Genomic DNA, 23,915 nt, shown 5'->3' on the forward strand with positions numbered 1-23,915 from the left:
GGCGGGGAGTTTCCCCGCCGTCCTTTTCTAGCCCATACTCAAGACGATCTTCCCGATATGGCCCGAGCTTTCCAGACGTGCGTGCGCGGCAGAGGCTTGTTCAAGCGGGAATTCCGAATCCATCACAGGCCCGATCTTGCCGGCATCCAGCAGCGGCCAGACCTTGGCGCGCAGTTCATCGGCAATCCGCGCCTTTGCCAGATCACTTTGCGGGCGCAGAGTGCTGCCGGTGATGGTCAGCCGCCGCATCATGACCTCGGCAAAGTTCAACTCGACCTTGGGACCAGTCAGAAAAGCGATCTGAACAAGACGTCCGTCATTGGCCAGCGACCTGACATTGCGCGGCAGGTATGAGCCGCCCACCATGTCCAGAATCAGATCGGCGCCGCCTTCAGCCTTGAGTATCTCGACGAAATCCTCTTCGCGGTAGTTGATCGCGCGCTCGACGCCCAGATCGGAACAGGCGGCGCATTTTTCGTCCGAACCGGCGGTGGTGAACACCCGCGCGCCAAATTCGCGCGCCAGTTGGATCGCGGTCGTGCCGATCCCGGACGAGCCACCGTGGACCAGAAACCGCTCACCGGCTTTCAGGCCGCCGCGCATGAACACGTTGGACCAGACGGTGAAATAGGTTTCCGGCAGGCAGGCGGCCTGTTTCATATCCAAGCCCTTGGGGACGGGCAGACAGTGGGCCGCAGGGGTGGCCACGTAGTCGGCATAGCCGCCGCCCGGCAGCAGCGCACAGACCTGATCACCGATCTTCAGCGAATCGACCCCAGCGCCAAGCGCCACAACCTCGCCCGCGCCTTCCAGTCCCGGCAAGTCCGAGGCGGTGGGCGGTGGCGCATAACTGCCCGCGCGTTGCAGAGCATCGGGGCGATTGACCCCGGCATAGGCCAGCTTGATCACCACCTGACCATGGCCGGGCTGCGGCATGGGCCGCTCGCAGAGTTTCAGGACTTCGGGGCCACCGGGTTCGGTGATTTCCACGGCGCGCATTGTTTCGGTCATCGGTCTCTCCGTCGTTTGACGGGCAAAGTGACCGATCTGGAGGGCGGGAGCAACCGAGCGTTAGCTGCCCCCGGGCAGGTCCGCGCCAGAAGCTTTGGGCGCATGCACGCGCTCAGCCAATTTCGCAGGTCCGGCGAAAAGCTTGGACAGCAGTGGGTTGCTGCGCACCTGCGCCTTGGTCTTTTCAAACTTCATGACGTCTTCGATGCGGCGGTCCAAAAACTCCCACGTCGCGTGGTTTTCAAGCGAATCGTCGCCCAACCAGTACAACACTGTCGAGGAGTAAACAGCCGAAAGGGTCATCCGTTTCGTGTACCAGTTGATGTCGCGCGACGTGTCGCCCAGCGCCGTCCAAATTGCGTCAGCCGTTCCCCAGATCAGCTTGGCCCCATCAGGCGCATACAACGGCAAGGCGAACAAAGTCGTCCCGCGCCGCACGACTTCGCGGTCATCGACCGCCTCGATCCGCGCGCGCACGGCAAAGGCCACCTTGTCGCGAAAACGCATGTCAGTCAGGTCGGTCTGATCCAGCCTCTTGCGCATCAGCGCATCGCCGCGTTTGTGATAGGCCACGGCCAAATCCACCGAACCGCGCGGGAACAGGCTGCGCGCCACCACCGGATCGGTACCGGTATCGGCAATCGCGGCCTTGAAGGTCGCCTCAGACCAGCCGTCAAAAGGAACGTGCATCAGGGCGGCGTCCAATAGACGGTTTTGCAGGGTTTCGGGCATTGCAGCCTCCTTCTTACTTGGCTTGGTCACGTTAGACCTGCGCAGGCCAGTGGAAAACCGGACAAATCGCGCGGTGCCCTTTGACATATAGGGCGAAGGCCGCTATACGGCCACTTCCTGCAAATCCTTGCAACTCTATCCAGAAAGGTGGTGACAACCACATGCAGGTCAGTGTTCGTGATAACAACGTCGATCAGGCACTTCGTGCTCTGAAGAAAAAGCTCCAACGCGAAGGCGTTTTCCGCGAGATGAAGCTCAAGCAGCATTTCGAAAAACCGTCGGAAAAGAAAGCCCGCGAGAAGGCCGAGGCTATCCGCCGCGCCCGTAAGCTTGCCCGTAAAAAGGCCCAGCGCGAAGGTATGATGTAAGTCACCCATCGCATGATCGACTTTATCCACTGAAGTCACACGACGACCCCCGGGGCACCTGCCTTTCGGGGGTTTGTCATTTCTTGGGGGCGGTTTTCCAACGCAAACAAAAAAGCCGATGGCAGACCCATCGGCTTTTTGCTTTTCCAAACTCGAACAAAGTCAGCTTGGCCCAATCATAAAGCAGGTGATCTGCCGCGCCTGAAGGCGCCGACAGGCCAGATCTGCCTGATCGCGGGTCAGCCCCATGAAATTGGCATCGAATCCGCGGTTGCCCTGATTGACCTTGCGCAGCGCGCCGTCAAGCGTCGCGGTTTCCGTCAATGCCGTCTTGAGCAAAACCTTTTCAGCCGCGAACCGGCTGGGATAGCGGCCCACGTTCACACCCCAATGCCGCCCGCCCGAGGTCGACAGGCGCGTTATCACCTCTGCCTTGAGCGCAGGCGTTGCGACTTCCTTCGGGGCATTCGCGGCCAGGACGACATTTTCCGGCCGGGGCGTCGGTTTGATCGACTCAGCTGGCGCAACGCTGATCGTCTTGGCGGTTGGCAAATCGGGCTTGGTGGGTGCCACAGCGGCGACGGTCTGGACCTCTTTCAACATATTTTCAATGTCGTCCTCGAGGCCCGCAACCAAGGGCGCGATGTCGTCCGCGGTGACGCCAGATTCGTTCCGGCGCGCCTGCGGGCGCAAACTGCGAGTCACTGCGGCGCTGGCCACGCGAATGGATTTCGCACGGGTGCCCGGGGCCGGGTCACTGCCCTTCGCCACGACGACATCTCCGCCCCCCTTACCCATGTAAGGCGGCTTTTGAGGTGACCGGAAAGATCCGCCAGAGCTGCGACGAAAGCCCAGATCGAGCAGTTCTGCCACCTTGGCATTGCGTGACGCGGTCGACCGCCCGCCAAAGACCGTCGCAATGATCCGCTCGTTTCCACGCTCGGCCGAGGCAACAAGGTTGAAGCCAGCTGCGCGGGTATATCCGGTCTTGATTCCATCGGCGCCTTTGTAGCTGCTCAGCAGACGGCGGTTGGTGTGGCTTACGGTGCGCACGCCCGCATCAGCCGTGATGCGCGAAAACAGGTTATAATACTGTGGGTAGTCGTAAATGACGTGCCGCCCGAGGATGCTCATGTCGCGGGCCGTTGACAGATGGCCATTTTCGGTCAGGCCATTGGCGTTGCGAAAGGTGGTGCGGGTCATGCCCAACGCCTTGGCCGTACGGTTCATCCGGCGGGCAAAGGCGGCTTCAGACCCACTGATCGCTTCGCCAATGGCGGTGGCGGCATCGTTTGCGGATTTTACGGCGGCGGCGCGCACCAGATAGCGCAGCTTGATCTTTTGCCCTTCGCGCAGGCCCAGTTTGGAAGGCGGCTCCGAGGCGGCATTGCGAGAGACTTTCACAAGGGTGTCCATCGTAATCTCGCCGTTTTCTACGGCCTCAAATGCGATGTAGAGAGTCATCATCTTGGTCAGCGACGCCGGATGCAGACGCGTATCTGCATTGCTGGCGTGCAAAACCTTGCCGGTTTTCGCATCCATCACCAAGGCCGCATAGGGTGCTGCCATGGCGCTGAGCGGCACCAACAGGATAAGCCAAATCAACGTAATGAAATACAGGCCAATACGACCCGTGTGCCTGCGACGTCCCGTCTGCATGTTCCGCCTATTATACTGCCTCTGGCCCCCGATTTTTCGGTGGGCTAATTTTTTGGTTACTGTAATGCTAGCATGAAAGGTGCTTCAAGAGAACCCCGCAATGGCTTGATTTCCGGTGATTTTAGTTAACGCCGCAAAGCACATTTAGGGGTGGAGGTTCACGCATCCCCAAGACCGGCGATTGTGGCGGGAATGTGGCAAAATATGGCGAAAATGTGGCGGGGGTTTCGGCGCGAAATCCCGGAGTCCTCAGCCGATTTTCTCGACCAAATCGGCCAGCCCGGACAGGTCATCCAATGCTCGATAGCGCGGGGCGTCCGGCGCCTCGGCATGTTCCAGGTCCCACGCCAGATCGTGCGGAACGAAAACGCCCCATCCGCCAACCTCGATCGCCGGGATCACATCGGATTTCATCGAATTCCCCACCATCATCGCCCCTGGGGCGCCGCCGGGGGTTCCGCTGAAAATCCGCGCATAGGTCGCCGCGCGTTTGTCCGAGACGATCTCGACCGCGTCAAACAACTCTCCCAGCCCCGATTGCGCCAGTTTGCGTTCCTGATGCAGCAAGTCACCCTTGGTGATCAGTACAAGGTGATGAGTCTCGGCCACCGCCGCGACGGCCTGCCGTGCGTGGGGCAGCAGCTCCATCGGATGATCCAACATGTCGCGCCCGGCCTCCAGCAACTGCGTAATCACCGTGGCGGGGACCCGCCCCTCGGTCACCTCGATGGCGGTTTCGATCATCGACAGGGTAAACCCCTTCACGCCAAAGCCATAGTGCCCGATATTGCGCCGCTCGGCCTCCAGCAGCCGGGCATCCAGATGCGCGCGCTCGGCGTGATCGGCCAACAGTTCGGCGAATCGCTGCTGCGTCAGATGAAAAAATCGTTCGTTATGCCAGAGCGTATCATCCGCATCGAAGCCAATTGTTTGCAATTTTTGCGCCATTCTGCCCCCCTCAGGCTTGGCCCCCTTTTCCCGGACGCCTGACAGGTTATATAGAGGCCCCTGATGATGGAACGCAAAAGCGTGGCAGACGTAATGATGCAGGCCCAAATATCCCGGACCTTTGTTATGGCCGGCAACAGTGACCAACCCGGCGACGGGGAGGGAGATCTGGGCGTTGTGCTTCAGACCAAGCCCAAGACAAAACGCCCGCCGCTCTACAAGGTTCTGCTGTTGAACGACGATTTCACGCCGATGGAATTCGTCGTGCACGTGTTGGAGCGCTTCTTCGGCATGACACATGCGCAGGCTTTCGAGGTCATGCTGACGGTTCACAAGAAAGGCGTTGCCGTGGTTGGCGTGTTCAGCCACGAAATAGCCGAGACCAAAGTGGGGCAGGTGATGGACTTTGCCCGGCGCCATCAGCACCCGCTGCAATGCACCATGGAAAAGGAATAGGGCCTCGCCCGTCCCGTCATGAGCGTTGAACGCCTCAGTTTCGCCATTCAGAATGGCGGTTTGACCCTGCCCGCCGAGGGGCGCATCGCGCTTGTCGGCGCCTTGGCCGAAGAGGGCCTGCCGTTTGAGGCAGACCGTTGTGAGGTAATCCAGACGTTCCGCCCCGAGGTAGACGCATGGGAAGCGCAGGGCGCGCCCCTGCGCACCGCACTTGAAGCGTCCTATGGCGCCGTGATTGTCACCCTGCCTCGCGCCCGCGATCTGGCCGAGGCCTGGATCTCCCGCGCTGAAGCCGCCGCGAAGGGCGGGTTGGTCGTGGTGAATGGCGCCAAGACTGACGGGATCGAGTCGATTGCCAAGGCGCTGAAGGCCAAGGTCAGCATCGAAGGTCAGATTTCCAAGGCGCACGGCAAATGCCTGTGGTTCACCGCAGCCGACGCTCTGAGCGACTGGGCCCGACCTGCCATGGCGCGCAACGCCAGTGGCGACATGACCGCCCCCGGCGTGTTTTCCGCCGATGGGCCAGACCCGGCCTCGGTCGCGCTTGCCGAAGCTCTGCCCGACACGCTCAAGGGCGAAGCCGCCGATCTGGGCGCAGGCTGGGGATGGCTGTCGCGCGAAATCCTCAAGCGCGATGGCATCAAGACTTTGCATCTGGTCGAGGCCGAACTGACAGCGCTGGATTGCGCCAAGATCAATGTCACCGACCCGCGGGCGGTGTTTCACTGGGCCGATGCCACCAAATGGAAGGCCGCGCGCGGGTTGGACGTGGTCATCATGAACCCGCCCTTTCACGTCGGACGTAAGGCCGATCCCAAGCTGGGGCAGGCCTTTGTGAGCGCCGCCGCCGGGATGCTGGCGCCGCATGGGCAGCTCTGGATGGTTGCCAACCGGCATTTGCCCTATGAAACTGCGCTGACGCATCTGTTCCGCGACCACTCCGAGATCACCGGCAATACCAAGTTCAAGATCCTCCATGCCGCGCGTCCTCTGCGCAAACGGCGATGACAGATCCTCGCCCGACCTGACCCTGAAGAAAGGGATTTCCCCATGAGTTTCAGCATCGAAGGCAAGACCGCAATCGTGACCGGCGCCGCCAATGGCGTTGGACTGGCCATCGCTCGGCACTTTGTCGACAAAGGCGCCAACGTGGTCTTTGCCGATATGGACGAAACCCGGTTGGTCAAGGAATGTGGCGAGGTCTGCGAAGACGGTAACATTCGTTACTTTGCCGGCGACCTTCGCGAACGCCTGACCATGGCCAACCTTCTGTCCGCCACGCTGGATGCCTTTGACCGTGTTGATATTCTGGTGAACGGCTCCCGGCAGATGTTGGTCTCGGACCCACTGGATCTGGACGACGGCTCGGTCGAGCAGATGTTGTCGCAGAACCTGATGACATCGCTGCGGCTTAGCCAGGTTGTGGCCAAGCGGATGATCAAACAAGCCGAGGGCCAAGAAGGCGGACATGTCGGCTCGATCGTCAACCTGTCGTCCATCGCCGCGCGGCTGACGCACCCGGACCTTTTGGGGTATTCGATATCCTGCGCCGCGCTGGACCAAATGACCCGAGCGCTGTCGGTGGCACTTGCGCCGCACCGGATCCGGGTGAACGGCGTGGCCTTCGGCTCGGTCATGTCCGCCAGCCTGAAGCACTCGCTCAAGGAACATTCCGAGTATCGCAAAGAGATCGAGAACCACACGCCACTTGGGCGCATCGCGGCCCCAAGTGAACTGACCGAAGCGGTGCATTTTCTGGCCTCGGAGGCCTCGGGGTTTGTCACCGGGCAGGTGATGACAGTTGACGGCGGGCGCAGCCTTCTGGACCCTGTGAACGCACCTGCGCACTAACGCGCGCCTGAGAAGTACAACCAAAACGGAGGGGCCCATGTCAGGAGCCATGGAAAGCGAAAAGCAACTGGCCAGCGCCTGGTTCCGCCAGCTGCGCGATGAGATCGTTGCCAGTTTTGAAGGGCTTGAAGACAGCCACGACACGGGCCCCTTTTCGGATGCCACCCCGGCGCGTTTTGAGGTTACCGAAACCAAACGGCAGTCCGAAGATGGCAGCGACGCTGGCGGCGGCCTGATGAGCGTGATGCGCGGTGGCCGGGTTTTCGAAAAGATCGGGGTCAATGTCTCGACGGTTTACGGCACCTTGGGCGAAGCGGCGCAAAAGGCCATGGCCGCGCGCGGCGTTCCGGGGATCGCCGAGAATCCACAATTTTGGGCCAGCGGCATCAGCCTTGTCGCGCATATGCAAAACCCGCATTGCCCCGCCGTACATATGAACACGCGGATGTTCTGGACGCCGGGCGCGTGGTGGTTTGGCGGCGGCTCTGACCTGAATCCCTGCATCGAATACGACGAAGACACGGCACATTTCCACGCCACCCAAAAGGCCCATCTCGACCCACATGGCGAAGCCGAATATCCGCGCCTGAAAGCTTGGGCGGATGAGTATTTCTACATCCCCCATCGCAACCGTGCGCGCGGGGTTGGTGGCATCTTCATGGACGATCAGAACAGCGGCGACTGGTCAAAAGACTTTGCCCTGACGCAGGATATCGGCCGCGCCTTCCTGCCCGCCTACGTACCACTGGTGGAAAAGAGGCGGGTGCAGGCGTTTTCCGAGGCGGACAAGGACACGCAGTTGATCCATCGAGGATTGTATGCCGAGTACAACCTTGTCTACGACCGCGGAACCAAGTTCGGTCTGGCCACCGGGCATGACGCCAACGCCGTGCTGATGAGCCTGCCGCCGCTGGCGAAATGGGTCTAGGCTGGGCCTAGATCCAACTGCGCCCCTCGGGCAACAGAAGCGATTGTCCGGGGGCGAGGCCGTCAAGGCTCCATTCCCCCACCGACCAGCGCACCAGCCGCAGGCAGGGCAGACCGACATGCGCCGTCATCCGGCGCACCTGTCGGTTGCGGCCTTCGGTGATGGTCAGGCGCAACCAAGCATCCGGCACGGATTTGCGAAAACGCACTGGCGGATCACGCTCCCACAAAGCGGGTGCATCGATCTGTTGAACCTTGGCAGGGCGGGTCGGACCATCCTTGAGGGTGACACCCTTGCGAAGGGCGGCAAGCTGATCCTTGGACGGCGTGCCTTCGACCTGAACCAGATAGGTTTTCGGCTGTTTGAACTTGGGCGAGGAAATGCGCGACTGGAGGCGGCCATCATCGGTGAGCACCATCAGCCCTTCGCTGTCACGGTCCAGACGCCCCGCCGGATAGACCCCGGGCATGTCGATGTAGGTGGACAGGGTTGGGCGCGGGCTGCCTTCCATGCTTTTGTCGGTGAACTGTGACAGCACGCCGAAGGGTTTGTTGAACAATACAACGCGTGCCATCTTAGCGTCTGCCTTCGAAAAAATCGCGCAACAAGGCGGCGGACTGGTCTTCGGCGAGGCCGTCATAGACCTCGGGTCGGTGGTGGCATTGCGGATGGGCAAATATCCGGGCGCCATGGGCGACACCGCCGGATTTCGGGTCAGATGCGCCGTAGTAAAGGCGGCGGATGCGGGCGAATGAGATGGCCGCGGCGCACATCGGGCACGGCTCCAGCGTGACATAAAGATCGTGATCGCTCAGCCGTTCGCTGCCCAAAGCGGCGCAGGCGGCGCGGATGGCCAGCACTTCGGCATGGGCGGTCGGGTCGTTCAATTCGCGGGTGCGATTGCCGGCTTCGGCAACGACCCGGCCGAAAGGCCCGACGATCACGGCGCCAACGGGCACTTCGCCCCGGTCGGCGGCAGCGCGGGCCTGCACCAAAGCGCGGTCCATATGTGAGGTGAATGTCATGGCCCCTCATACAAAAGCGCGCGCCGAAGCCCAAGGGTTTTGACATCTGCTTTGACAGGGGCCGGATTTGCGGTAGAGGGGCGCTATGGCTCAGAACCCTTCCTCCCCCCCGCCCGGCGATCGCATCGCCAAGGTTATTGCCCGCGCCGGTGTCGCATCCCGCCGCGAGGTGGAACGCATGATCGAAGCGGGCCGGGTCGAGGTCAACGGCAAGGTAATCGACCGTGCCGCGCTGAACGTGACCGACAAGGACAAGATCGTCGTCGACGGCAAACCGCTGGACGCGCCGGAAGAGCCCAAGCTGTGGCTGTACCATAAGCCCACCGGCCTTGTGACGACCAACAAGGACGAACAGGGCCGCCCGACGATCTATGACGACCTGCCCGACGACATGCCGCGCGTGATGAGCGTGGGACGGCTGGACCTGAACTCGGAAGGGCTTTTGCTGCTGACCAATGACGGCGGCGTCAAGCGCAAGCTGGAGCTGCCCTCGACCGGTTGGCTACGGCGATACCGTGTGCGCGTCAACGGCCGCCCGACTGAAGCCGTGCTTGAGCCATTGCGCAAAGGGCTTGTCGTCGATGGCCAAAGGTTCTTGCCGATGGTGGTCAGCATCGACCGCCAGCAAGGTGCAAATGCCTGGCTGACCATCGGACTTCGCGAAGGCAAGAACCGCGAGATCCGGCGCGCCATGAGCGACATCGGGTTGACGGTGAACCGGCTGATCCGGGTGTCCTATGGGCCGTTTCAGCTTGGACAGCTCAAGCCGGGTGAAGTCGAGGAAGTGCGCCGCAAGATCCTGCGCGACCAGTTGGGGCTGGAAATGGGCAACCCCGAGGGCACCGCAAAAGCCAAGCCGAAGGTCCAGCGCAATCGACCTCCGAAGCGCGGTAAGTCTTAACCCCGCCTTAACTATTCTTCGAATTTCCCGAGCCTTGCCCCGTTTTCGCCCGGATTCGCAGCGACTTCTGAAGCATGATGATGACGCTGCTAACATTTGCGATTCTTGGGGTTTCCGTGCTTTTGGTCATCTGCGGCCTGCGCACGTTGGCACAAGATACTTACCAAACGATTGCACTCGCAACTGAGCGCGCACGCAAAGCGGGAGCACTGATCCCACGCGCCTCGTTTGCGACGCTCTGGCTCATGATCTTCGCACTGAGTTATATGTGACAGAGCTGCCCATGACGCAAAAACGCAAAAACCTGACCAACCTTGGCGGTGCGGCGATCGACCCCGGCCTGAATATACTGTTTCTCGCGGCCTTTCCGCTGGTGCTTTGGCTGTTTCAGGATTCGACGTTGGGAATCGTTACGGCGCTGATCGAGATGTTGCTGTTCGCGGTCGCATTGCGGCTGATCTCGAGCGGTCAAAAGATTCAGGATGCCTATAATGCTGCCGAAGTGGCGCACAGACCGCGCGTTCCGCGCAAGGTGATCGGATCGCTTTTGATCGGCGTTATGGTGATGATCCTTGCCGGAATGCATTATGACACCTTGATTTTCCCGCTGATGATTGGCGGTGTTGCCTTGGGTCTTAGCCTGACATCCTTTGGCATTGATCCTTTGCAGGACAAGGGTTTGGACAATCCCGAGGTTTTGGCCCGGATCGAAGCGGCCGAGTATCTCGTCCAGACCGAGGACACACTAATCGAACTGTCCGAACGGGTGGCGGAGCTTGGCGATGCCGACCTGACCTTGCAGACAGATGCCGCCCGCGATCTGGCCACACGCATCGCGCGGGCCTTTTCGTCGGACGCGCGGGACTTGACCCGGCTGCGCAAGCCGATGGCCAAGTTCATCGAGATCCTGAGCACCGAGATCACTCGCCTTGAAGAGGCATGGCATGGCGAAGACTATTTTTTCGCGCGCCGGCGCTATGTGGCCAAGGTCAAGATTCTTGCCGAAAGCTTCGAAGAGCGTGCCCGCCGCGGTGGCGTGAAATCCGGGCGTGACGTTTTCGACATGGAGGCAGATATGCTTCTTGGGCGGATGCCGCAGGAAAACGCCGCCTGAGAAAGACTTGCGCCACTTCCCCCTAGCAAGTGCAGCATTTTGCCCTTAAGTTTTGGACAATGATGTTCTGGACGGGGGTATTATGTCCACAACCACCCTGCAAAAAGTGACCTACGTGCTTTTGATCGTACTTCTTTTCGGAGTCGTGACCGGCTGGCTTGGGGGACTTTGAGTATGGCGCAGCGTTACGGCGGCAAATTCAGCCCGGACGGCAGCACCGTCACCCCCGAGGATCGCCCGGATACGCCTGCGTACAAAGGCGCGCGGGTGGATCCGGTTGGCGCGCGCTCGAACGTCTTGTTCATTCCGCCGATCATTCTGGCCGCCATGTCACTGAACGATGGTGCCGTAGGGCTTGGCATTGGTCTTGCGGGGGCGGCATCGCTGCTACTGGGCGCATGGCTGTTGCGCGATGGGCTGCAAGCGCAGGCCGCCTATGACGAACGCCGCGTGGCCCGCCGCCCGGGCATTCCGCGCAAGATTTTTGCTGCCGTTTTTTGCGCCATCGGTGCAGGCATTGCTGCATGGAAAGGCGAGCCGGGGCTGCTGGCTCCGTTGATCTTTGGCGGCGCTGCCGGTGTGCTGCATCTGGGCGCCTTTGGCATTGATCCTTTGAAGGACAAGGGCATGGAGGGGGTTGATACCTTCCAGCAGGACCGCGTTGCGCGTGTTGTCGATGAGGCTGAAAAGCACCTCGTTGCGATGAGCGACGCCATCAAGCGTGCTGGCGACCGGCAGGTCGAAGCGCGGGTGGAACGCTTTCAGGTCAAGGTCCGCGAGATGACCCGCACGGTCGAGGAAGACCCGCGCGATCTGTCCGCCGCGCGCAAGTTTTTGGGCGTCTACCTGATGGGCGCGCGGGACGCGGCGATCAAGTTCGCCGACATCTATTCGCGGTCGCAGGATCGCAAGGCGAAATCCGATTTCATGATGTTGCTGACCGATCTCGAAGAGACTTTCAGCAAGAAGACACAAAAGCTCTTGTTGGACAACAACGCCGACCTGACAGTTGAAATCGACGTGCTGCGTGACCGCCTGCAGCGTGAGGGTGTGCATCTCGATCCGAGATGAGTGAAGTTTAAAAACGGGGGACCACATGTCCGAAAATGTTCGTCAAAAGGCGCAGGCCGCGCTGGCCGAAGTCGAAGAAGTCAACGCCATCATCCTGCCCGAACCGGCAGAGGCAAACGCGGTTGTCGCACTGTCCGACGCCAATGCAGAAGTCGGCGAGGAAATCCGCACCCGCATGGACGAGATCGACATGAACGACACCCAGTCGATCGTGTCCTTCGGCTCGGCTGCGCAGGCGGAATTGCAGGAAATCAGTCAGGCGATGCTGACCGACGTACGCAACAAGGACGTTGGCCCGGCGGGCGACAGCCTGCGCGGCATTGTCACGACAATCCGGGGTTTCAGCGTGTCTGAGCTGGACGTGCGCCGCGAACGCAGCTGGTGGGAAAAGCTCATCGGTCGCGCCGCCCCCTTTGCCAAGTTCACCGCGCGCTTCGAAGAAGTGCAGGAGCAGATCGACCGCGTGACGGACAACCTGCTGGAGCACGAGCATAAGCTGCTCAAGGACATCAAGTCGCTGGACCTGCTCTACGAAAAGACCCTTCAGTTCTATGACGAGCTGGCGCTTTATATCGCCGCAGGCGAGGAAAAGCTGAAAGTGCTGGACGCAAAAGATATCCCCGCCGCCGAAGCCGCAGTGCAGGCCGCCGCCGAAAACGATCAGATGATCAAAGCGCAGGAATTGCGCGATCTGCGCGCCGCACGTGACGATCTGGAACGCCGGGTGCATGATCTGAAGCTGACCCGTCAAGTCACCATGCAGTCACTGCCTTCGATCCGTCTGGTTCAGGAAAACGACAAATCGCTGGTGACTAAAATCAACTCGACCCTCGTGAACACTGTGCCACTTTGGGAAACCCAACTGGCGCAGGCGGTGACCATCCAGCGCAGCGCCGAAGCAGCTGCCGCTGTGCGCGACGCGAACGACCTCACGAACGAGTTGTTGACCTCGAACGCCAAGAATCTTCGTGACAGCAACAAGATGATCCGTGAAGAGATGGAGCGCGGCGTCTTTGACATCGAAGCCGTCAAGCAGGCCAATGCCGATCTGATCGGGACCATTCAGGAAAGCCTGCAAATCGCTGACGAAGGTAAAAAGCGCCGTGCCGAAGCAGAGGCCGAGCTGAAAAAGATGGAAGCGGAACTGCGCGACACCCTGGCCAGCGCCAAGGCGCGCAAGGACGGGGTTGGCGACAACGCCGCGACCTCGGTTCCGGCCTCCTGAGCATGCGCTGGGGCGGGAAAGCGGTGGCCTTGGCCGCCGGCATTGCGATCATGGGCCTTGCGGCCTGTGACAGCACAGCGCTCGCCCCGCGCAAAACCAGTGTCTTGCCGCAAACGCGGCCAGCGTCGTTGGGACAAGCCAAGTCGAAACCTGCCGAGCCCACACCCTCGGCGGCCAGTCTGAACCTACAGCGCTACTACGCCCGGATTCAGAATGATCTGCTGGTGCGCGGGCTGCTGCGCACCGATGGCGGCGGGCCGGACACGCAGTTCACCGACACCATGCTGGCGCGCAATTTCGAACGTATTGCGCTTGCCGAAGAATATGAACGCGGCGCCGGGCTGACCCCGTCGCGCGGCGATATCGGGGCAATCAAGAAATGGACGAAACCGGTCCGCGTTTCAGTGGAGTTCGGTGAGCGTGTGCCGCGCAATCAGATCGCCGAGGATCGCCGCTGGTTGACCGAATACGTCAACAAACTGGGCCGGATTACCGGCCACCCGATTTCCATGACGACCAGTGGCGCGAATTTCCATGTTTTGTTCATGTCCGAAGACGACAAGGCCCAGATCAAGCCGCGTATCCGGGCGCTGGTGCCGGATGTGAACCCGTCCTCGCTGGAGCTGTTCGACAATCTTCCGCGCTCGATCCACTGCCTTGTGATCGCCTTTTCCGACACTCCGAACGGCTATGATTATGGTGAAGCAATCGCAGTGATCCGCACTGAACACCCGGATCTCTTGCGACGCTCCTGCATCCACGAAGAGGTGGCGCAGGGCTTGGGCCTTGGCAATGATGACCCGCGCGCGCGGCCGTCGATCTTTAACGACGATGACGAATTCGCACTGCTGACGACGCATGACGAAATGCTGCTGAAAATACTTTATGATCCCCGTTTGCGCCCCGGAATGGGCGCCGACGATGCCCGCCCGATCGTTGCCGAAAAAGCGACCGAACTGGTGGGCGCCGGGGCAAGCTGACACCAAAAGGAGTTTACTGACATGGGCATTCTGGATTTCCTCTCGGGCCAGTTTATCGACGTCATCGAATGGACGGACGATACCCGCGATACGATGGTCTGGCGCTTTGAGCGCGAGGGCCACGAGATCAAGTATGGCGCCAAGCTGACTGTTCGGGAAAGTCAGGCGGCTGTTTTTGTACACGAAGGGCAGCTGGCGGATGTGTTCACGCCCGGGCTCTACATGCTCGAAACCAACAACCTGCCGATCATGACGACCCTGCAGCACTGGGACCACGGTTTTCAGTCTCCGTTCAAGTCCGAGGTCTATTTCGTCAACACCAACCGCTTTACAGATCTAAAGTGGGGCACCAAGAACCCGATCATGCTGCGCGATCCGGAGTTCGGCCCGACCCGCATACGCGCCTTTGGCACCTATACGATCAAGGTGGCTGACCCGGCGCTGTTCATGCGCGAGATTGTCGGCACCGATGGTGAATTCACCATGGACGAGATCAGCAGCCAGATTCGCAACATCATCGTGCAGGACTTCAGCAAGGCGATCGCGCAAAGCGGTATTCCGGTGCTGGACATGGCGGCAAACACCGGCGAAGTCGGCAAGCTGATCGCGCAGGCGATTGACCCGACCATAGCGCAATACGGCCTGACAATCCCCGAGCTGTACATCGAGAACATCTCGCTGCCGCCCGCCGTTGAAAAGGCGCTGGACGAACGCACCAGCCGCGGCATCACCGGCAATCTGGATGATTATATGAAATACAAGGCCGCGGACGCGATGGCCGCAGGTGGTGGAATGGCCGAAGGCATGGGCATGGGCATGGGTGCGGCCATGGGCATGCAGATGGGCAACCAGATGGGGGCCGCCATGGCGCCCGCTCAGGGCGGGATGGCACCGCCGCCGCCACCGGTCGAGCATGTCTGGCATATCGCCGAGAATGGTCAGACCAAGGGTCCGTTCTCCAAGGCCGATCTGGGCCGCATGGCGGGCAACGGCGAGTTGAAGCGTGACACCCACGTTTGGACGCCCGGTCAGGATGGCTGGAAGCTGGCAAGCGATGTAGCGGAACTGGCGCAACTCTTCACAGTGATGCCGCCCCCGCCGCCGCCCCCTGCGGGCTGAGACAAGAAACCAAGGCGCCGGGCCAATGGCCTGGCGTTTTTCGTTTCCTGGTCGTCTCGCGCCTGGTCAGGCAGGTGGATCGCCCTGCGTTGGCCCAAGGCCCAAAACCGGCGGACCGGGGCAGGCATCGGGCGGAAACTGGTAAGCGTCGTCGCGCACCACGGGAAAGGGCGTGAAGGGATCGATCCGCGAAGCGAACAGGGGTTCATCGTCGCGGCAGAAGTCCTGCCCCAAATTGCCTAGGTTGAAGCCAAAGCCCCCCTTGCCACAATCATCCCCTGCCCCATTCATATTCCACGCCTGCGGCATCGCGATCCCGCGTCCTTCGACGACAAAAGCCTGTTCAGAGGGAATGAAATGCAGCCGCCACGAGGTTTGCTCGTTCAGCATGGTCAGCGCCCAGCGACCAATCGACTCGCCTTCGTAAAAGCCTTCGATGTGAAAGCAGGCGACATCGCCTTCGCGCACCACCCGTCGCGCCAGATAAGCGCTGTCAAAGGACATGGCGCCGCGCATCGAATAACCATCGGCGCCCGTCCAGACAAAGCGGTAGCTGACCGGATCGGCCAGGGCAGGCAAAGCGGCACAAAGGGCAGTAGCAAGGGTAAGCGTTCTTATCATGATCCCGTTTTATGACATCGGCACGGCTCAGTGAACCGCCGCCTCTTTTGCATTCCGAACACAGGGGTTAGTCTGCGCGCAACGCAGTTGAAAGGCCAGCCATGACCGAGGAACACCGCTTTCCCTGTGACCAGTGCGGGTCGGATTACAGGTTTGATCCGGACGCTGGTCAACTGGTCTGCGATCATTGCGGGGCGACGCGCGCAATCACCGAAGCGGGCCCTTGGACAGGCGGCATCCGCGAGTTGGATTTCAAGCGGGCGATGGACAACCTTCTGCCCCTGCAAGAGATCGAGGAAACCCGTGTTTCGACCTGCCCCAACTGTGCCGCGCAGATCGAGTTTGACCCCGACGTACATGCGGTGGAATGCCCTTTTTGCGCGACACCCTTGGTCACAGATACGGGCGGGCATCGGCAAATCAAACCGCGCGGCCTATTGCCCTTTGCGATGGAAGAGACCAGCGCCCGTGAAGCGATGAGCAAATGGCTCGGCGCGCTTTGGTTCGCACCGAACGGTTTGCAGGAGTACGCCCGCAAGGGGCGCAAGATGACCGGGATCTATGTTCCGTATTGGACCTTCGACGCGCAAACCGAAAGCGATTATCGGGGCGAACGCGGCACGATCTATTACGAAACCCGGCAAGTCACACGCAACGGCCAGACATCCACCGAGCGCGTCCAGAAAATCCGCTGGTCTCCCAAATCGGGCCATGTGGCGCGCTTTTTTGACGATGTACTGGTGCTGGCCTCTCGGTCGTTGCCGAAACGGTTCACTGACGCGCTTGAACCCTGGGATCTGGCCGCAATGGAGCCCTACAGCCCCGAGTATCTGGCAGGTTTTCGGGCCGAGGGGTATCAGGTCGATCTGGACGAAGGCTATCACGAAGCTCGGGGCCATATGGACCGGGTGATCCAGCGCGATGTGAAATTCGACATCGGCGGCGATCGGCAGCGGATTCATTCGATCAATACGCAGATCAGCGATGTCACGTTCAAACACGTGCTACTGCCGGTCTGGCTGGCGGCTTACAAATATCGCGGCAAAAGCTATCGCTTTGTGGTCAACGGCCGCACAGGCCGGGTGCAGGGCGAACGCCCCTATTCCGCGTGGAAGATCGCCTTTGCCGTGGTGGTTGGCCTGATCATCGCCGCGGCGGTCGGGTACGTCGCAGCGATGAACCAGTAAAATTGGGGAAAGGCGGGAATGCTCCCGCCTGACCACTATTTCTTTTTCACCTCGATCTTGCGGCTTTCGCCGCTGTCGGGCTTTTTCCGCGGAACTGTCACCTCAAGCACGCCATCCTTGACATGCGCCTCGGCCTTATCGGCATCTGCATCCCCCGGCAGCCGGAACGACCGCCGAAAGGACCCGAACTGCCGTTCGGAAAAATACCATGTATCGCCCTTGTCCTCGCGGCTTTCGCTCTTTTCACCCGAAACGGTCAACATGCCCTGATCGACCGTCAGATCGATTGCATCTTCTGACACGCCCGGCAGTTCCATCGTGATGCGATAGGCGGCATCGTCGGACGAGGCGTCGGACGCCGGAGACAGCCATTCGCTAAGCCGCGTGCCAAGCCCGCGCAGCGGTGCATAGAGGTTTGGCCAAAGGCCGGGTTGGTTTGACTCTACCATCTTATCCTCCATTCGGATTTCTGCTATTGCAGGGCAACTATGGCGTGGCGGCCTGCCCTCGTCATTGATCCCGAGCAATCCGCCCTTGCCGCTGGTCAGGGCTTTGTGCAAGTTAGCGCAAACATTTTCGCAATCCCCAAGGAGCCCGACCATGATCCTCTGCTGCGGCGAAGCCCTGATCGACATGCTGCCCCGGACCAGCCCCAAGGATGAGCCATGCTTTGCCCCCTATGCGGGCGGTGCGGTTTTCAACACGGCCATTGCACTTGGGCGACTGGGCGCGCCATCTGGATATTTCGGTGGATTGTCGAGTGACTTGTTCGGCAAGCAGCTGGTCGAAACGCTGGATGCCTCGAATGTCGATCACGGGTTCTGCCCGCGCGGCGACAGACCGACAACGCTGGCCTTTGTCACCTTGACGGACGGGCACGCGCAATATGCCTTCTACGACGAAAACACTGCTGGCCGCATGTTGGCCATCGAGGATCTGCCGGATCTCGAAGGCAAGGTGGACGCGCTGTTTTTTGGCGGAATTTCCCTTGTGTCCGAGCCGCAGGCAGACAGCTATGCCGCGCTATGCGCCGGTGCAGGCGATCTGCCGGTGATGATTGATCCGAACATCCGCCCCGGTTTTATCACCGACGAACCACGCTATCGCGCCCGTCTGGAAAAAATGCTGGAGCGGGCGGATATCATAAAGATTTCCGACGAGGACATGGACTGGCTCAAGACCACACCCGAGGCCCTCTTGGCGCATAGCACCGTCATTCTGGTGACACGCGGGGCGGACGGCGTCGATCTGGTAACGTCCGAAGGCACCACCCGCGTCGCGGCGAAAAAGGTCGAGGTTGTCGATACCGTTGGCGCGGGCGATACCTTCAACGCGGGTTTTCTGGCCGGGCTTCGCCGGGACGGACTGCTTGACCTCGGCGCCTTGACCGCGGCCAACCTTGAGACGCTGGCTCCCGCAGCCGAGCTTGGGGCGCGCGCCGCAGCCATCACGGTCAGCCGCGCGGGCGCGAACCCACCTTGGGAGAACGAGCTTTGAGGGCTTTGATCCAGCGGGTCACTCAGGCCCGCGTCGAAATCGAAGGCGCTACCGTTGGCGAAATTGGCCCTGGCGTTCTGATCCTGATCTGCGCAATGCAAGGCGATACCGAGGCACAGGCGGACAAGCTGGCTGCCAAGATCACAAAACTGCGCATTTTCAAGGATGATGAGGGGCGCATGAACCGCTCGGTTGCCGATATCGGCGGTGCCGCGCTTGTGGTCAGCCAATTCACCCTTGCCGCCGATACCTCGCGCGGCAACCGGCCCGGTTTTTCGAGCGCCGCTGCGCCCGAACTTGGCGAAAGTCTGTACGAGTATTTCGCGGCCCAGATGCAAGCGCAGGGTATCCCGGTGGCCACCGGTCGCTTCGGCGCCGACATGGCGGTGAGCCTGACCAATGACGGACCGGTCACGATCTGGCTGGACACCGACGCGTAACGCCGTGTCATCAGGGTTCGTGGAAGGCTTCGCGCGACTTGTAAAGCGGTTTCAGCAGATATTGCAGAACGGTCTTTTCCCCGGTGTGCAATTCCGCCTGCGCCAGCATCCCCGGACGAATCTCGATCGAGGCTTGCCGGTCGGTCAGCGAATCCATGTCGACGCGGATCGTGACCTTGTAATGCGCCTCGGTTTCGGGGCGACGTTCGTCCTTGAAGGTGTCGGCTGAAATCACGTCAACGCGGCCCTTGAGGGTGCCGTAAATCGTGTAGTCATAGGCGGTCAGCTTGATGGTTGCCTCCTGCCCCCGGCGGATATTGGCAATGTTCTCGGGTTTGACCTGAGCTTCGACGAAAAGCTCTTCGTCCACCGGGATGATTTGCAGGATCTCTTCACCGGGGCGCACGACCCCGCCGATGGTGGTGACGGACAGCGTATTGACGATCCCGTGCATGGGGCTGGTCAGCACCGTGCGGTTCAATTGGTCCTGACTGGCCTTGAGGTTCTGGGTCAGCGTTGCCAGTTCCTTGAGCGTTTCCGAGTATTCCTCGGCGCGGGCAAGTTCGGTTTGCGTGACGATCTCGTCGAACTGCTTTTTGGCATCCGCATGGGCCCGGCGCGCGCGCGTGACCTCGATCAACGCCACCACCTTCTTTTTCAGAAGGTTCTCCATCAAGTCCAATTCGCTTTGGGCCTGTGTCAGAACGCTCTTCGCACCGGCTTTGCGGCTTTGAAAATCGGATTGACGGGCTTGCAGCAGTGCCCGCTCCGACTGAACCAGATCGGGCGAACGCATCGCCAAAGATGCGGGGGCATCGAAGGTGGATGCCCCGGCAAGTTCGGCCTCGAGCCGCAGGCGGCGGATCTCGAGAGCGGCGATCTGATCCATCAGGTCTTCGACCGATGATTTGAACTGAGTGCCGTGCAGCCGCGCCAAAACGTCACCGCGCAGCACTTCGTCGCCTTCCTTGACCAACAGTTCGGCAAGGATGCCACCTTCGAGGTTTTGAATGATCTGCGGGCGCGAGGACGAAATAACCTCGCCTTCGGCGCGGACGATTTCATCCAGCCAAGCGTAAGAGGCCCAGATGATGAAGATCCAGACCGAGGCGGCGCACAGCCAGATAGTCAGCGAAGGGCCTTTGAGGTCGCGCGCCAACTGGGCGGAAAGGTTCGTGCTGCTTGTCGCCATTTACGCGGCTCCCTGTGACGTGCTGCGAAGGTGGTCCAGCACCTGATCGCGCGGCCCATCGATGGCCATGCGGCCACCCGACAGGATCAGCATGCGGCTGGCCAGAGACAGGATCGGAACGCGGTGCGTGGCGATGACCGTAGTGCGCCCGTCAAGCCAGCTTTCGAGCCGGGAAATCAGCGTCTTTTCAAGCGTCTGGTCCAGCGCCGCGGTGGGTTCGTCCAGCAGACAGACGTCCGGGTCCTGCAGCCAAAGCCGCGCCCAGCCGATGCTTTGGCGCTGGCCGACCGACAGGCCTTCACCGCCGTCTCGGATGTCCAGATCCAACCCCTTGGGATGGGCTTTGACGAACTGGCCAAGGCCCGCGAAATCCAGCGCCTCGAACAGACGGTCGTCGTTGCGCTCCAGCATGCTCAGGTTGAGGTTGTCGCGCAAGGTGCCGTGGAACAACCGCACGTCTTGACCCAGATAGCCGATGCAACGGCGCAGGTCGCGCGGGTCGATCTGGCTCATTTCTGTACCGTCAATCAACACTTTGCCCTGTGTCGGCGCATAAAGACCGGTCAAAAGCTTCAGAAAGGTCGATTTGCCCGAGCCATTGGTGCCAAGAATGGCCAGAGTCTGGCCCGGCTGGATCGCCAATTGCTTGAGGTCCAGAACCGGGGCGCCTTCGGGATCATAGTGATAGGCGGCGTCGCGCAGCTCGAAATGACCGTTCAGCTTTTCGCGGCGCAGGTGAGTGCGTTCAGGGGCGCGGTCTTGCGCGGCATGGGCCAGCCCGTCCAGCCCGTCGAGCGCGGATTTGACGTTGCCCCAGCGGGCAAGGATGCCGGAAAGCTGCGTCAGCGGGGCAAGGGTCCGCGACGTCAGGATGCCGGTGGCGATGATGGAGCCGACGGTGAATTCACCGGCAAACACAAGGTAGGTCCCGGTGATGACCGCAGCCACATAGGTGCCTTGCTGGATGCCTTGGCTCCAGAAAGTCAGGATCGAGGCAAGGCGGCGCTGCTCCGAGGATTTCAGCGCCTGAACGGCGGTCAATTCCTCCCACATGCGGCGGAAGCGGTCTTCGCCGCGCTGGGTTTTTATGGTGTCCAGCTCAACCACGGTTTCCTGCAAAAGCCGCGATTGCTTGGACGACGCGCCCTGCATTTCGCGGGTCAGCCGGATCATGCGCTTTTGCAGGAAAAACCCGGGAACGACCATCAGGATGCCGCCCGCAACCAGCACCCAGACGACGCTGCCCGCAATCGACCAAACGAGAAACAGGAAGACAAAGATAAAGGGGATGTCCGCCAGCGCGCCGACAGTCGAGGCGGTGAAAAATTCCCGCACCGAGCCGAATTCGCGCATCGAGGAAAACAGCTGCGAGGGTGAGCGCCCCGGCGTGTCCGACCGCATGCCCAAAAGCCGGTCCATCAGGGACTTCTGGATGCTCATTTCAATCTGGCGGCCAGCCCCGTCCAGCAGTTGCGAACGCGCAACCTTGAGGAACGCCTCCAGCAACAAGGCCAGCACTGCGCCCGCAGCCAGCACCCAAAGGGTGGCTTCTGACTGGTGCGGGATCACGCGGTCATAGACCTGCAAGGAAAACAGCGCGACCGAAACCGCCAGCAGATTGGCCACGAAAGAGCCAAGCGCGACTTCAAGGAAATGGCGTTTGAAACGGGCAAATTGCCCCCAGAACCAATGTGATTGGACTGCATGGCTTGCGTGCGTTTCCGAAAGCGTCTTGACCGGGGCCTCGGCGTGGATCACTTGCCCGGAAAAGTAAGGCTCGAACTCGGCCAGGGCGACTTCGGAGCGGCGGTCGGGGGCGGCGACGTCATAGATCGACAGCCCCCAGTCCTCTTGCGACAGGATCAGAACCGCCTGCCCGTTCGACATCAGCGCAAGCGCTGGCCAAAGATCGGGGTGCAATGTGGTCGTCTCGCGGGTTTCCGCGATCAGACCTGCAGCCTGAACCCCGGCTTGCAGGGCGTAACTGTCATAGCTGTCATCGCAGCCAGCGTTCTGCGACAGCGCCTCGAGGATGTCGGCGGATTTGGCTTCGACCCCCAGACGCCCGGCAAGCACATTGATCAGATCTGCCCGGGATTTGGCGCGCTCGGAATACCGCGGCGCGCGGCGTGCCGCGTTGGCCGCCTGCGGCGCGGGGACGGCGCGCAACATGGCGCGCGCTTTTCCAGCAAGTCCGGACAGCGGTTGCGATGTCAAATGCTGGCCCCTTCCGCCAAGGCGCCCTTGAGCCGCGCCAGTTCAAGCTCGGCCCGGGCGGCTTTGTATTTCAGTTCGATCTCGGTCTCCAACGCCTGCGCATAGGTTTCATAGACCCCGACAACATCCATCACCTGACGCTGGCCGCCTTCGTATTGGGCGCGGAACAAATCAAGGTTCTGCTTGGCCTGCGCGGTCAATGTCCCTGCCTCCCCCGCCTGACGCTTGAAAGCCTCCATCTGGCGGGACTGCGCCTGAATGCGGCGCTCGGCCACTTCGCGGGCTTCGGCGACCTTGCGGTCAGCGGTTTCCCTGGTGGCCTCGATGGCCTTGAACTCGGCCATCGTGCCGAGGCTGAACAGCGAATCCGTGGTGACATCCAACCCATAGCTGCCGTTGCTGCTGGCGCTGGCGGCCAACCCCGGCAGGTGCCCAGCGCGGGCGATCTTGGCCTCGGCGATTGTGCGTTCACGTTCAGCACGGGCGCGGATCACCCCCAGCGCCTCGCCTGCCGTACTGTCACGCAACCCGCCAATACCGCTGAGCGTATCCAGCGGGCGCGCGGACATGGCGTTGAGTTCGGCCATTGCCGTGACGGTGGCTTCATGCGCTTCGCTTGATCGGGCACGCATCGCCGACAATTTTTGGCGCAACACATTTAGGTCTGACATGTCCGATACGCCGCCATTGACGCGTTCCTGCATGACCCATTCGAAATGCGCCATGTCTTTGAGCGCGGTATTGAGATGGCCGGACAGTTCAATATTTTCCTGCGCCTTGACATACAGCGCCAGCGCATCAGCGACCCGGCGGTTGCCGTCCTCGACCAAGGTCACGGCGGCGATCTCGACGTTGGCCTTGGCCAGATCGCGCTCGGCCACCTTGCGGCCATTGTCAAAGAGCACCTGATTGATCACCAGATCAGCGACGAAATCCCCCAGCGAGTTCAGCGACACGCGCGGCCCGATCCGCGGCATCCAGTTGTACTTGGCGGCCTGGGCACGCATCTGGGCAACACGCAGCTCGGCCTCGGCGACGCGCGCGTCAGAAGCGATCACCGCATCAGCCACCCGCGCATAGGGCGTGCCGGACATCAGAACCGAAGGGCGAATCTGCAAAGCATGGATGATTTCCGAAGCGTCAGCCGGTTTGACCACAGCTTTCGTTGCCCCGCCCGAAGGGGCCTGAGCCTTGGGTTCGACGCCCATAAAGCGAGTGACCGTACCCTCGCCCATGTCTTTCATACATCCGGGTAACATCGCAAAAGCGATGATCAAGCCCAGGTTCCGCCTGCTCGTGCTCATGTCGTGCCCCCGTATCGGCGCGAATTATAGTTATGTCGGGATCCGGGGCCCGGTTCAGCCGGGCCTCCG

General features: G+C 61.0%; 26 protein-coding genes. 15 read left to right on the forward strand and 11 right to left on the reverse strand.

The window, feature by feature from the left end:
• Positions 1 to 27: 27 nt before the first annotated feature.
• Both ACOYQJ_RS11035 and ACOYQJ_RS11040 read right to left on the reverse strand, forming a co-directional pair.
• Positions 28 to 1,011: an NAD(P)H-quinone oxidoreductase gene (locus ACOYQJ_RS11035; protein WP_422906081.1), complete on the reverse strand. Its 984-nt coding sequence runs from the start codon at positions 1,009 to 1,011 to the stop codon at positions 28 to 30.
• Between the two features lie 60 nt (positions 1,012 to 1,071).
• A complete protein-coding gene (locus ACOYQJ_RS11040; RefSeq protein ID WP_422906082.1) occupies positions 1,072 to 1,743 on the reverse strand; it encodes a COQ9 family protein in 672 nt (223 codons plus the stop codon).
• 161 nt (positions 1,744 to 1,904) lie between these two features.
• On the opposite strand from ACOYQJ_RS11040, the gene rpsU reads away from it, so the two are divergent.
• Positions 1,905 to 2,111 carry a 30S ribosomal protein S21 gene (gene rpsU / locus ACOYQJ_RS11045; RefSeq protein ID WP_007118112.1) on the forward strand — a complete coding sequence of 69 codons (207 nt, stop codon included), beginning with the start codon at positions 1,905 to 1,907 and terminating at the stop codon, positions 2,109 to 2,111.
• A gap of 162 nt (positions 2,112 to 2,273) precedes the next feature.
• On the opposite strand, the gene ACOYQJ_RS11050 is transcribed toward rpsU, so the two are convergent.
• On the reverse strand, positions 2,274 to 3,770 hold the full coding sequence (locus ACOYQJ_RS11050) for a D-alanyl-D-alanine carboxypeptidase family protein (protein ID WP_422906083.1): 1,497 nt from the start codon (positions 3,768 to 3,770) through the stop codon (positions 2,274 to 2,276).
• Between the two features lie 249 nt (positions 3,771 to 4,019).
• Positions 4,020 to 4,718: an HAD family hydrolase gene (locus ACOYQJ_RS11055; RefSeq protein WP_422906084.1), complete on the reverse strand. Its 699-nt coding sequence runs from the start codon at positions 4,716 to 4,718 to the stop codon at positions 4,020 to 4,022.
• Between the two features lie 126 nt (positions 4,719 to 4,844).
• Here ACOYQJ_RS11055 and clpS point away from each other — a divergent pair, with 126 nt between their 5' ends.
• Genes clpS through hemF form a run of 4 tightly spaced genes read left to right on the forward strand, consistent with a single transcriptional unit; the run spans position 4,845 to position 7,953 of the window.
• The gene (gene clpS / locus ACOYQJ_RS11060) at positions 4,845 to 5,174 is read left to right on the forward strand and encodes an ATP-dependent Clp protease adapter ClpS (RefSeq protein ID WP_422906280.1); all 330 of its coding nucleotides are present in this window, start codon (positions 4,845 to 4,847) and stop codon (positions 5,172 to 5,174) included.
• A gap of 18 nt (positions 5,175 to 5,192) precedes the next feature.
• Positions 5,193 to 6,182 (forward strand): class I SAM-dependent methyltransferase, encoded by a 990-nt coding sequence (locus ACOYQJ_RS11065; protein WP_422906085.1) that lies wholly within the window; start codon positions 5,193 to 5,195, stop codon positions 6,180 to 6,182.
• A 42-nt stretch (positions 6,183 to 6,224) separates the two neighbouring features.
• Positions 6,225 to 7,025 carry an SDR family NAD(P)-dependent oxidoreductase gene (locus tag ACOYQJ_RS11070; RefSeq protein ID WP_422906086.1) on the forward strand — a complete coding sequence of 267 codons (801 nt, stop codon included), beginning with the start codon at positions 6,225 to 6,227 and terminating at the stop codon, positions 7,023 to 7,025.
• A gap of 37 nt (positions 7,026 to 7,062) precedes the next feature.
• Positions 7,063 to 7,953: an oxygen-dependent coproporphyrinogen oxidase gene (gene hemF / locus ACOYQJ_RS11075; RefSeq protein WP_422906087.1), complete on the forward strand. Its 891-nt coding sequence runs from the start codon at positions 7,063 to 7,065 to the stop codon at positions 7,951 to 7,953.
• A gap of 7 nt (positions 7,954 to 7,960) precedes the next feature.
• On the opposite strand, the gene ACOYQJ_RS11080 is transcribed toward hemF, so the two are convergent.
• Positions 7,961 to 8,527: an rRNA large subunit pseudouridine synthase E gene (locus ACOYQJ_RS11080; protein WP_422906088.1), complete on the reverse strand. Its 567-nt coding sequence runs from the start codon at positions 8,525 to 8,527 to the stop codon at positions 7,961 to 7,963.
• 1 nt (position 8,528) lies between these two features.
• Complete coding sequence (locus ACOYQJ_RS11085; protein WP_422906089.1) at positions 8,529 to 8,978, reverse strand: nucleoside deaminase; 450 nt, start codon at positions 8,976 to 8,978, stop codon at positions 8,529 to 8,531.
• A gap of 85 nt (positions 8,979 to 9,063) precedes the next feature.
• On the opposite strand from ACOYQJ_RS11085, the gene ACOYQJ_RS11090 reads away from it, so the two are divergent.
• The 7 genes from ACOYQJ_RS11090 to ACOYQJ_RS11120 all read left to right on the forward strand — a co-directional run bounded on the left by ACOYQJ_RS11090 (position 9,064) and on the right by ACOYQJ_RS11120 (position 15,388).
• Entirely contained in the window at positions 9,064 to 9,879 is an 816-nt protein-coding gene (locus tag ACOYQJ_RS11090) for a pseudouridine synthase (RefSeq protein WP_422906090.1), read from the forward strand.
• A 74-nt stretch (positions 9,880 to 9,953) separates the two neighbouring features.
• Entirely contained in the window at positions 9,954 to 10,151 is a 198-nt protein-coding gene (locus ACOYQJ_RS11095; RefSeq protein ID WP_422906091.1) for a hypothetical protein, read from the forward strand.
• Positions 10,152 to 10,162: 11 nt separating this feature from the next.
• Positions 10,163 to 10,993 (forward strand): hypothetical protein, encoded by an 831-nt coding sequence (locus ACOYQJ_RS11100; protein ID WP_422906092.1) that lies wholly within the window; start codon positions 10,163 to 10,165, stop codon positions 10,991 to 10,993.
• 174 nt (positions 10,994 to 11,167) lie between these two features.
• A complete protein-coding gene (locus ACOYQJ_RS11105) occupies positions 11,168 to 12,064 on the forward strand; it encodes a 5-bromo-4-chloroindolyl phosphate hydrolysis family protein (protein ID WP_422906093.1) in 897 nt (298 codons plus the stop codon).
• Between the two features lie 25 nt (positions 12,065 to 12,089).
• Positions 12,090 to 13,289, forward strand: a complete 1,200-nt coding sequence (locus ACOYQJ_RS11110; RefSeq protein WP_422906094.1) for a toxic anion resistance protein — start codon at positions 12,090 to 12,092, stop codon at positions 13,287 to 13,289.
• Between the two features lie 2 nt (positions 13,290 to 13,291).
• Positions 13,292 to 14,269 (forward strand): DUF2927 domain-containing protein, encoded by a 978-nt coding sequence (locus tag ACOYQJ_RS11115; protein ID WP_422906095.1) that lies wholly within the window; start codon positions 13,292 to 13,294, stop codon positions 14,267 to 14,269.
• Between the two features lie 21 nt (positions 14,270 to 14,290).
• Positions 14,291 to 15,388: an SPFH domain-containing protein gene (locus ACOYQJ_RS11120; protein WP_422906096.1), complete on the forward strand. Its 1,098-nt coding sequence runs from the start codon at positions 14,291 to 14,293 to the stop codon at positions 15,386 to 15,388.
• 66 nt (positions 15,389 to 15,454) lie between these two features.
• Here the strand turns inward: ACOYQJ_RS11120 and ACOYQJ_RS11125 are convergent, their stop codons facing one another.
• Positions 15,455 to 16,009 carry a hypothetical protein gene (locus ACOYQJ_RS11125; protein WP_422906097.1) on the reverse strand — a complete coding sequence of 185 codons (555 nt, stop codon included), beginning with the start codon at positions 16,007 to 16,009 and terminating at the stop codon, positions 15,455 to 15,457.
• Positions 16,010 to 16,110: 101 nt separating this feature from the next.
• Here ACOYQJ_RS11125 and ACOYQJ_RS11130 point away from each other — a divergent pair, with 101 nt between their 5' ends.
• Positions 16,111 to 17,196, forward strand: coding sequence for a TFIIB-type zinc finger domain-containing protein (locus tag ACOYQJ_RS11130; RefSeq protein ID WP_422906098.1), 1,086 nt, complete (start codon positions 16,111 to 16,113; stop codon positions 17,194 to 17,196).
• A gap of 35 nt (positions 17,197 to 17,231) precedes the next feature.
• Here the strand turns inward: ACOYQJ_RS11130 and ACOYQJ_RS11135 are convergent, their stop codons facing one another.
• The gene (locus tag ACOYQJ_RS11135; RefSeq protein ID WP_422906099.1) at positions 17,232 to 17,645 is read right to left on the reverse strand and encodes an Hsp20/alpha crystallin family protein; all 414 of its coding nucleotides are present in this window, start codon (positions 17,643 to 17,645) and stop codon (positions 17,232 to 17,234) included.
• A 151-nt stretch (positions 17,646 to 17,796) separates the two neighbouring features.
• Between ACOYQJ_RS11135 and ACOYQJ_RS11140 the strand changes: the two genes are divergently transcribed.
• Together ACOYQJ_RS11140 and dtd are read left to right on the forward strand one after the other, a co-directional pair.
• Positions 17,797 to 18,693 (forward strand): carbohydrate kinase family protein, encoded by an 897-nt coding sequence (locus tag ACOYQJ_RS11140; protein ID WP_422906100.1) that lies wholly within the window; start codon positions 17,797 to 17,799, stop codon positions 18,691 to 18,693.
• Complete coding sequence (gene dtd, locus ACOYQJ_RS11145; protein ID WP_422906101.1) at positions 18,690 to 19,133, forward strand: D-aminoacyl-tRNA deacylase; 444 nt, start codon at positions 18,690 to 18,692, stop codon at positions 19,131 to 19,133. The genes ACOYQJ_RS11140 and dtd overlap by 4 nt, the downstream gene beginning before the upstream one ends.
• A gap of 10 nt (positions 19,134 to 19,143) precedes the next feature.
• Here the strand turns inward: dtd and ACOYQJ_RS11150 are convergent, their stop codons facing one another.
• From ACOYQJ_RS11150 to ACOYQJ_RS11160, 3 genes are read right to left on the reverse strand one after another with little or no spacing between them, the layout of a single operon-like run.
• The gene (locus ACOYQJ_RS11150) at positions 19,144 to 20,325 is read right to left on the reverse strand and encodes an HlyD family type I secretion periplasmic adaptor subunit (protein ID WP_422906102.1); all 1,182 of its coding nucleotides are present in this window, start codon (positions 20,323 to 20,325) and stop codon (positions 19,144 to 19,146) included.
• On the reverse strand, positions 20,326 to 22,497 hold the full coding sequence (locus tag ACOYQJ_RS11155; RefSeq protein WP_422906281.1) for an ATP-binding cassette domain-containing protein: 2,172 nt from the start codon (positions 22,495 to 22,497) through the stop codon (positions 20,326 to 20,328).
• Between the two features lie 41 nt (positions 22,498 to 22,538).
• The gene (locus ACOYQJ_RS11160; RefSeq protein ID WP_422906103.1) at positions 22,539 to 23,846 is read right to left on the reverse strand and encodes a TolC family protein; all 1,308 of its coding nucleotides are present in this window, start codon (positions 23,844 to 23,846) and stop codon (positions 22,539 to 22,541) included.
• Between the last annotated feature and the right edge of the window lie 69 nt (positions 23,847 to 23,915).

Source organism: Pacificoceanicola algae (assembly GCF_049341065.1).
Classification (GTDB): Bacteria; Pseudomonadota; Alphaproteobacteria; order Rhodobacterales; family Rhodobacteraceae; genus Pacificoceanicola.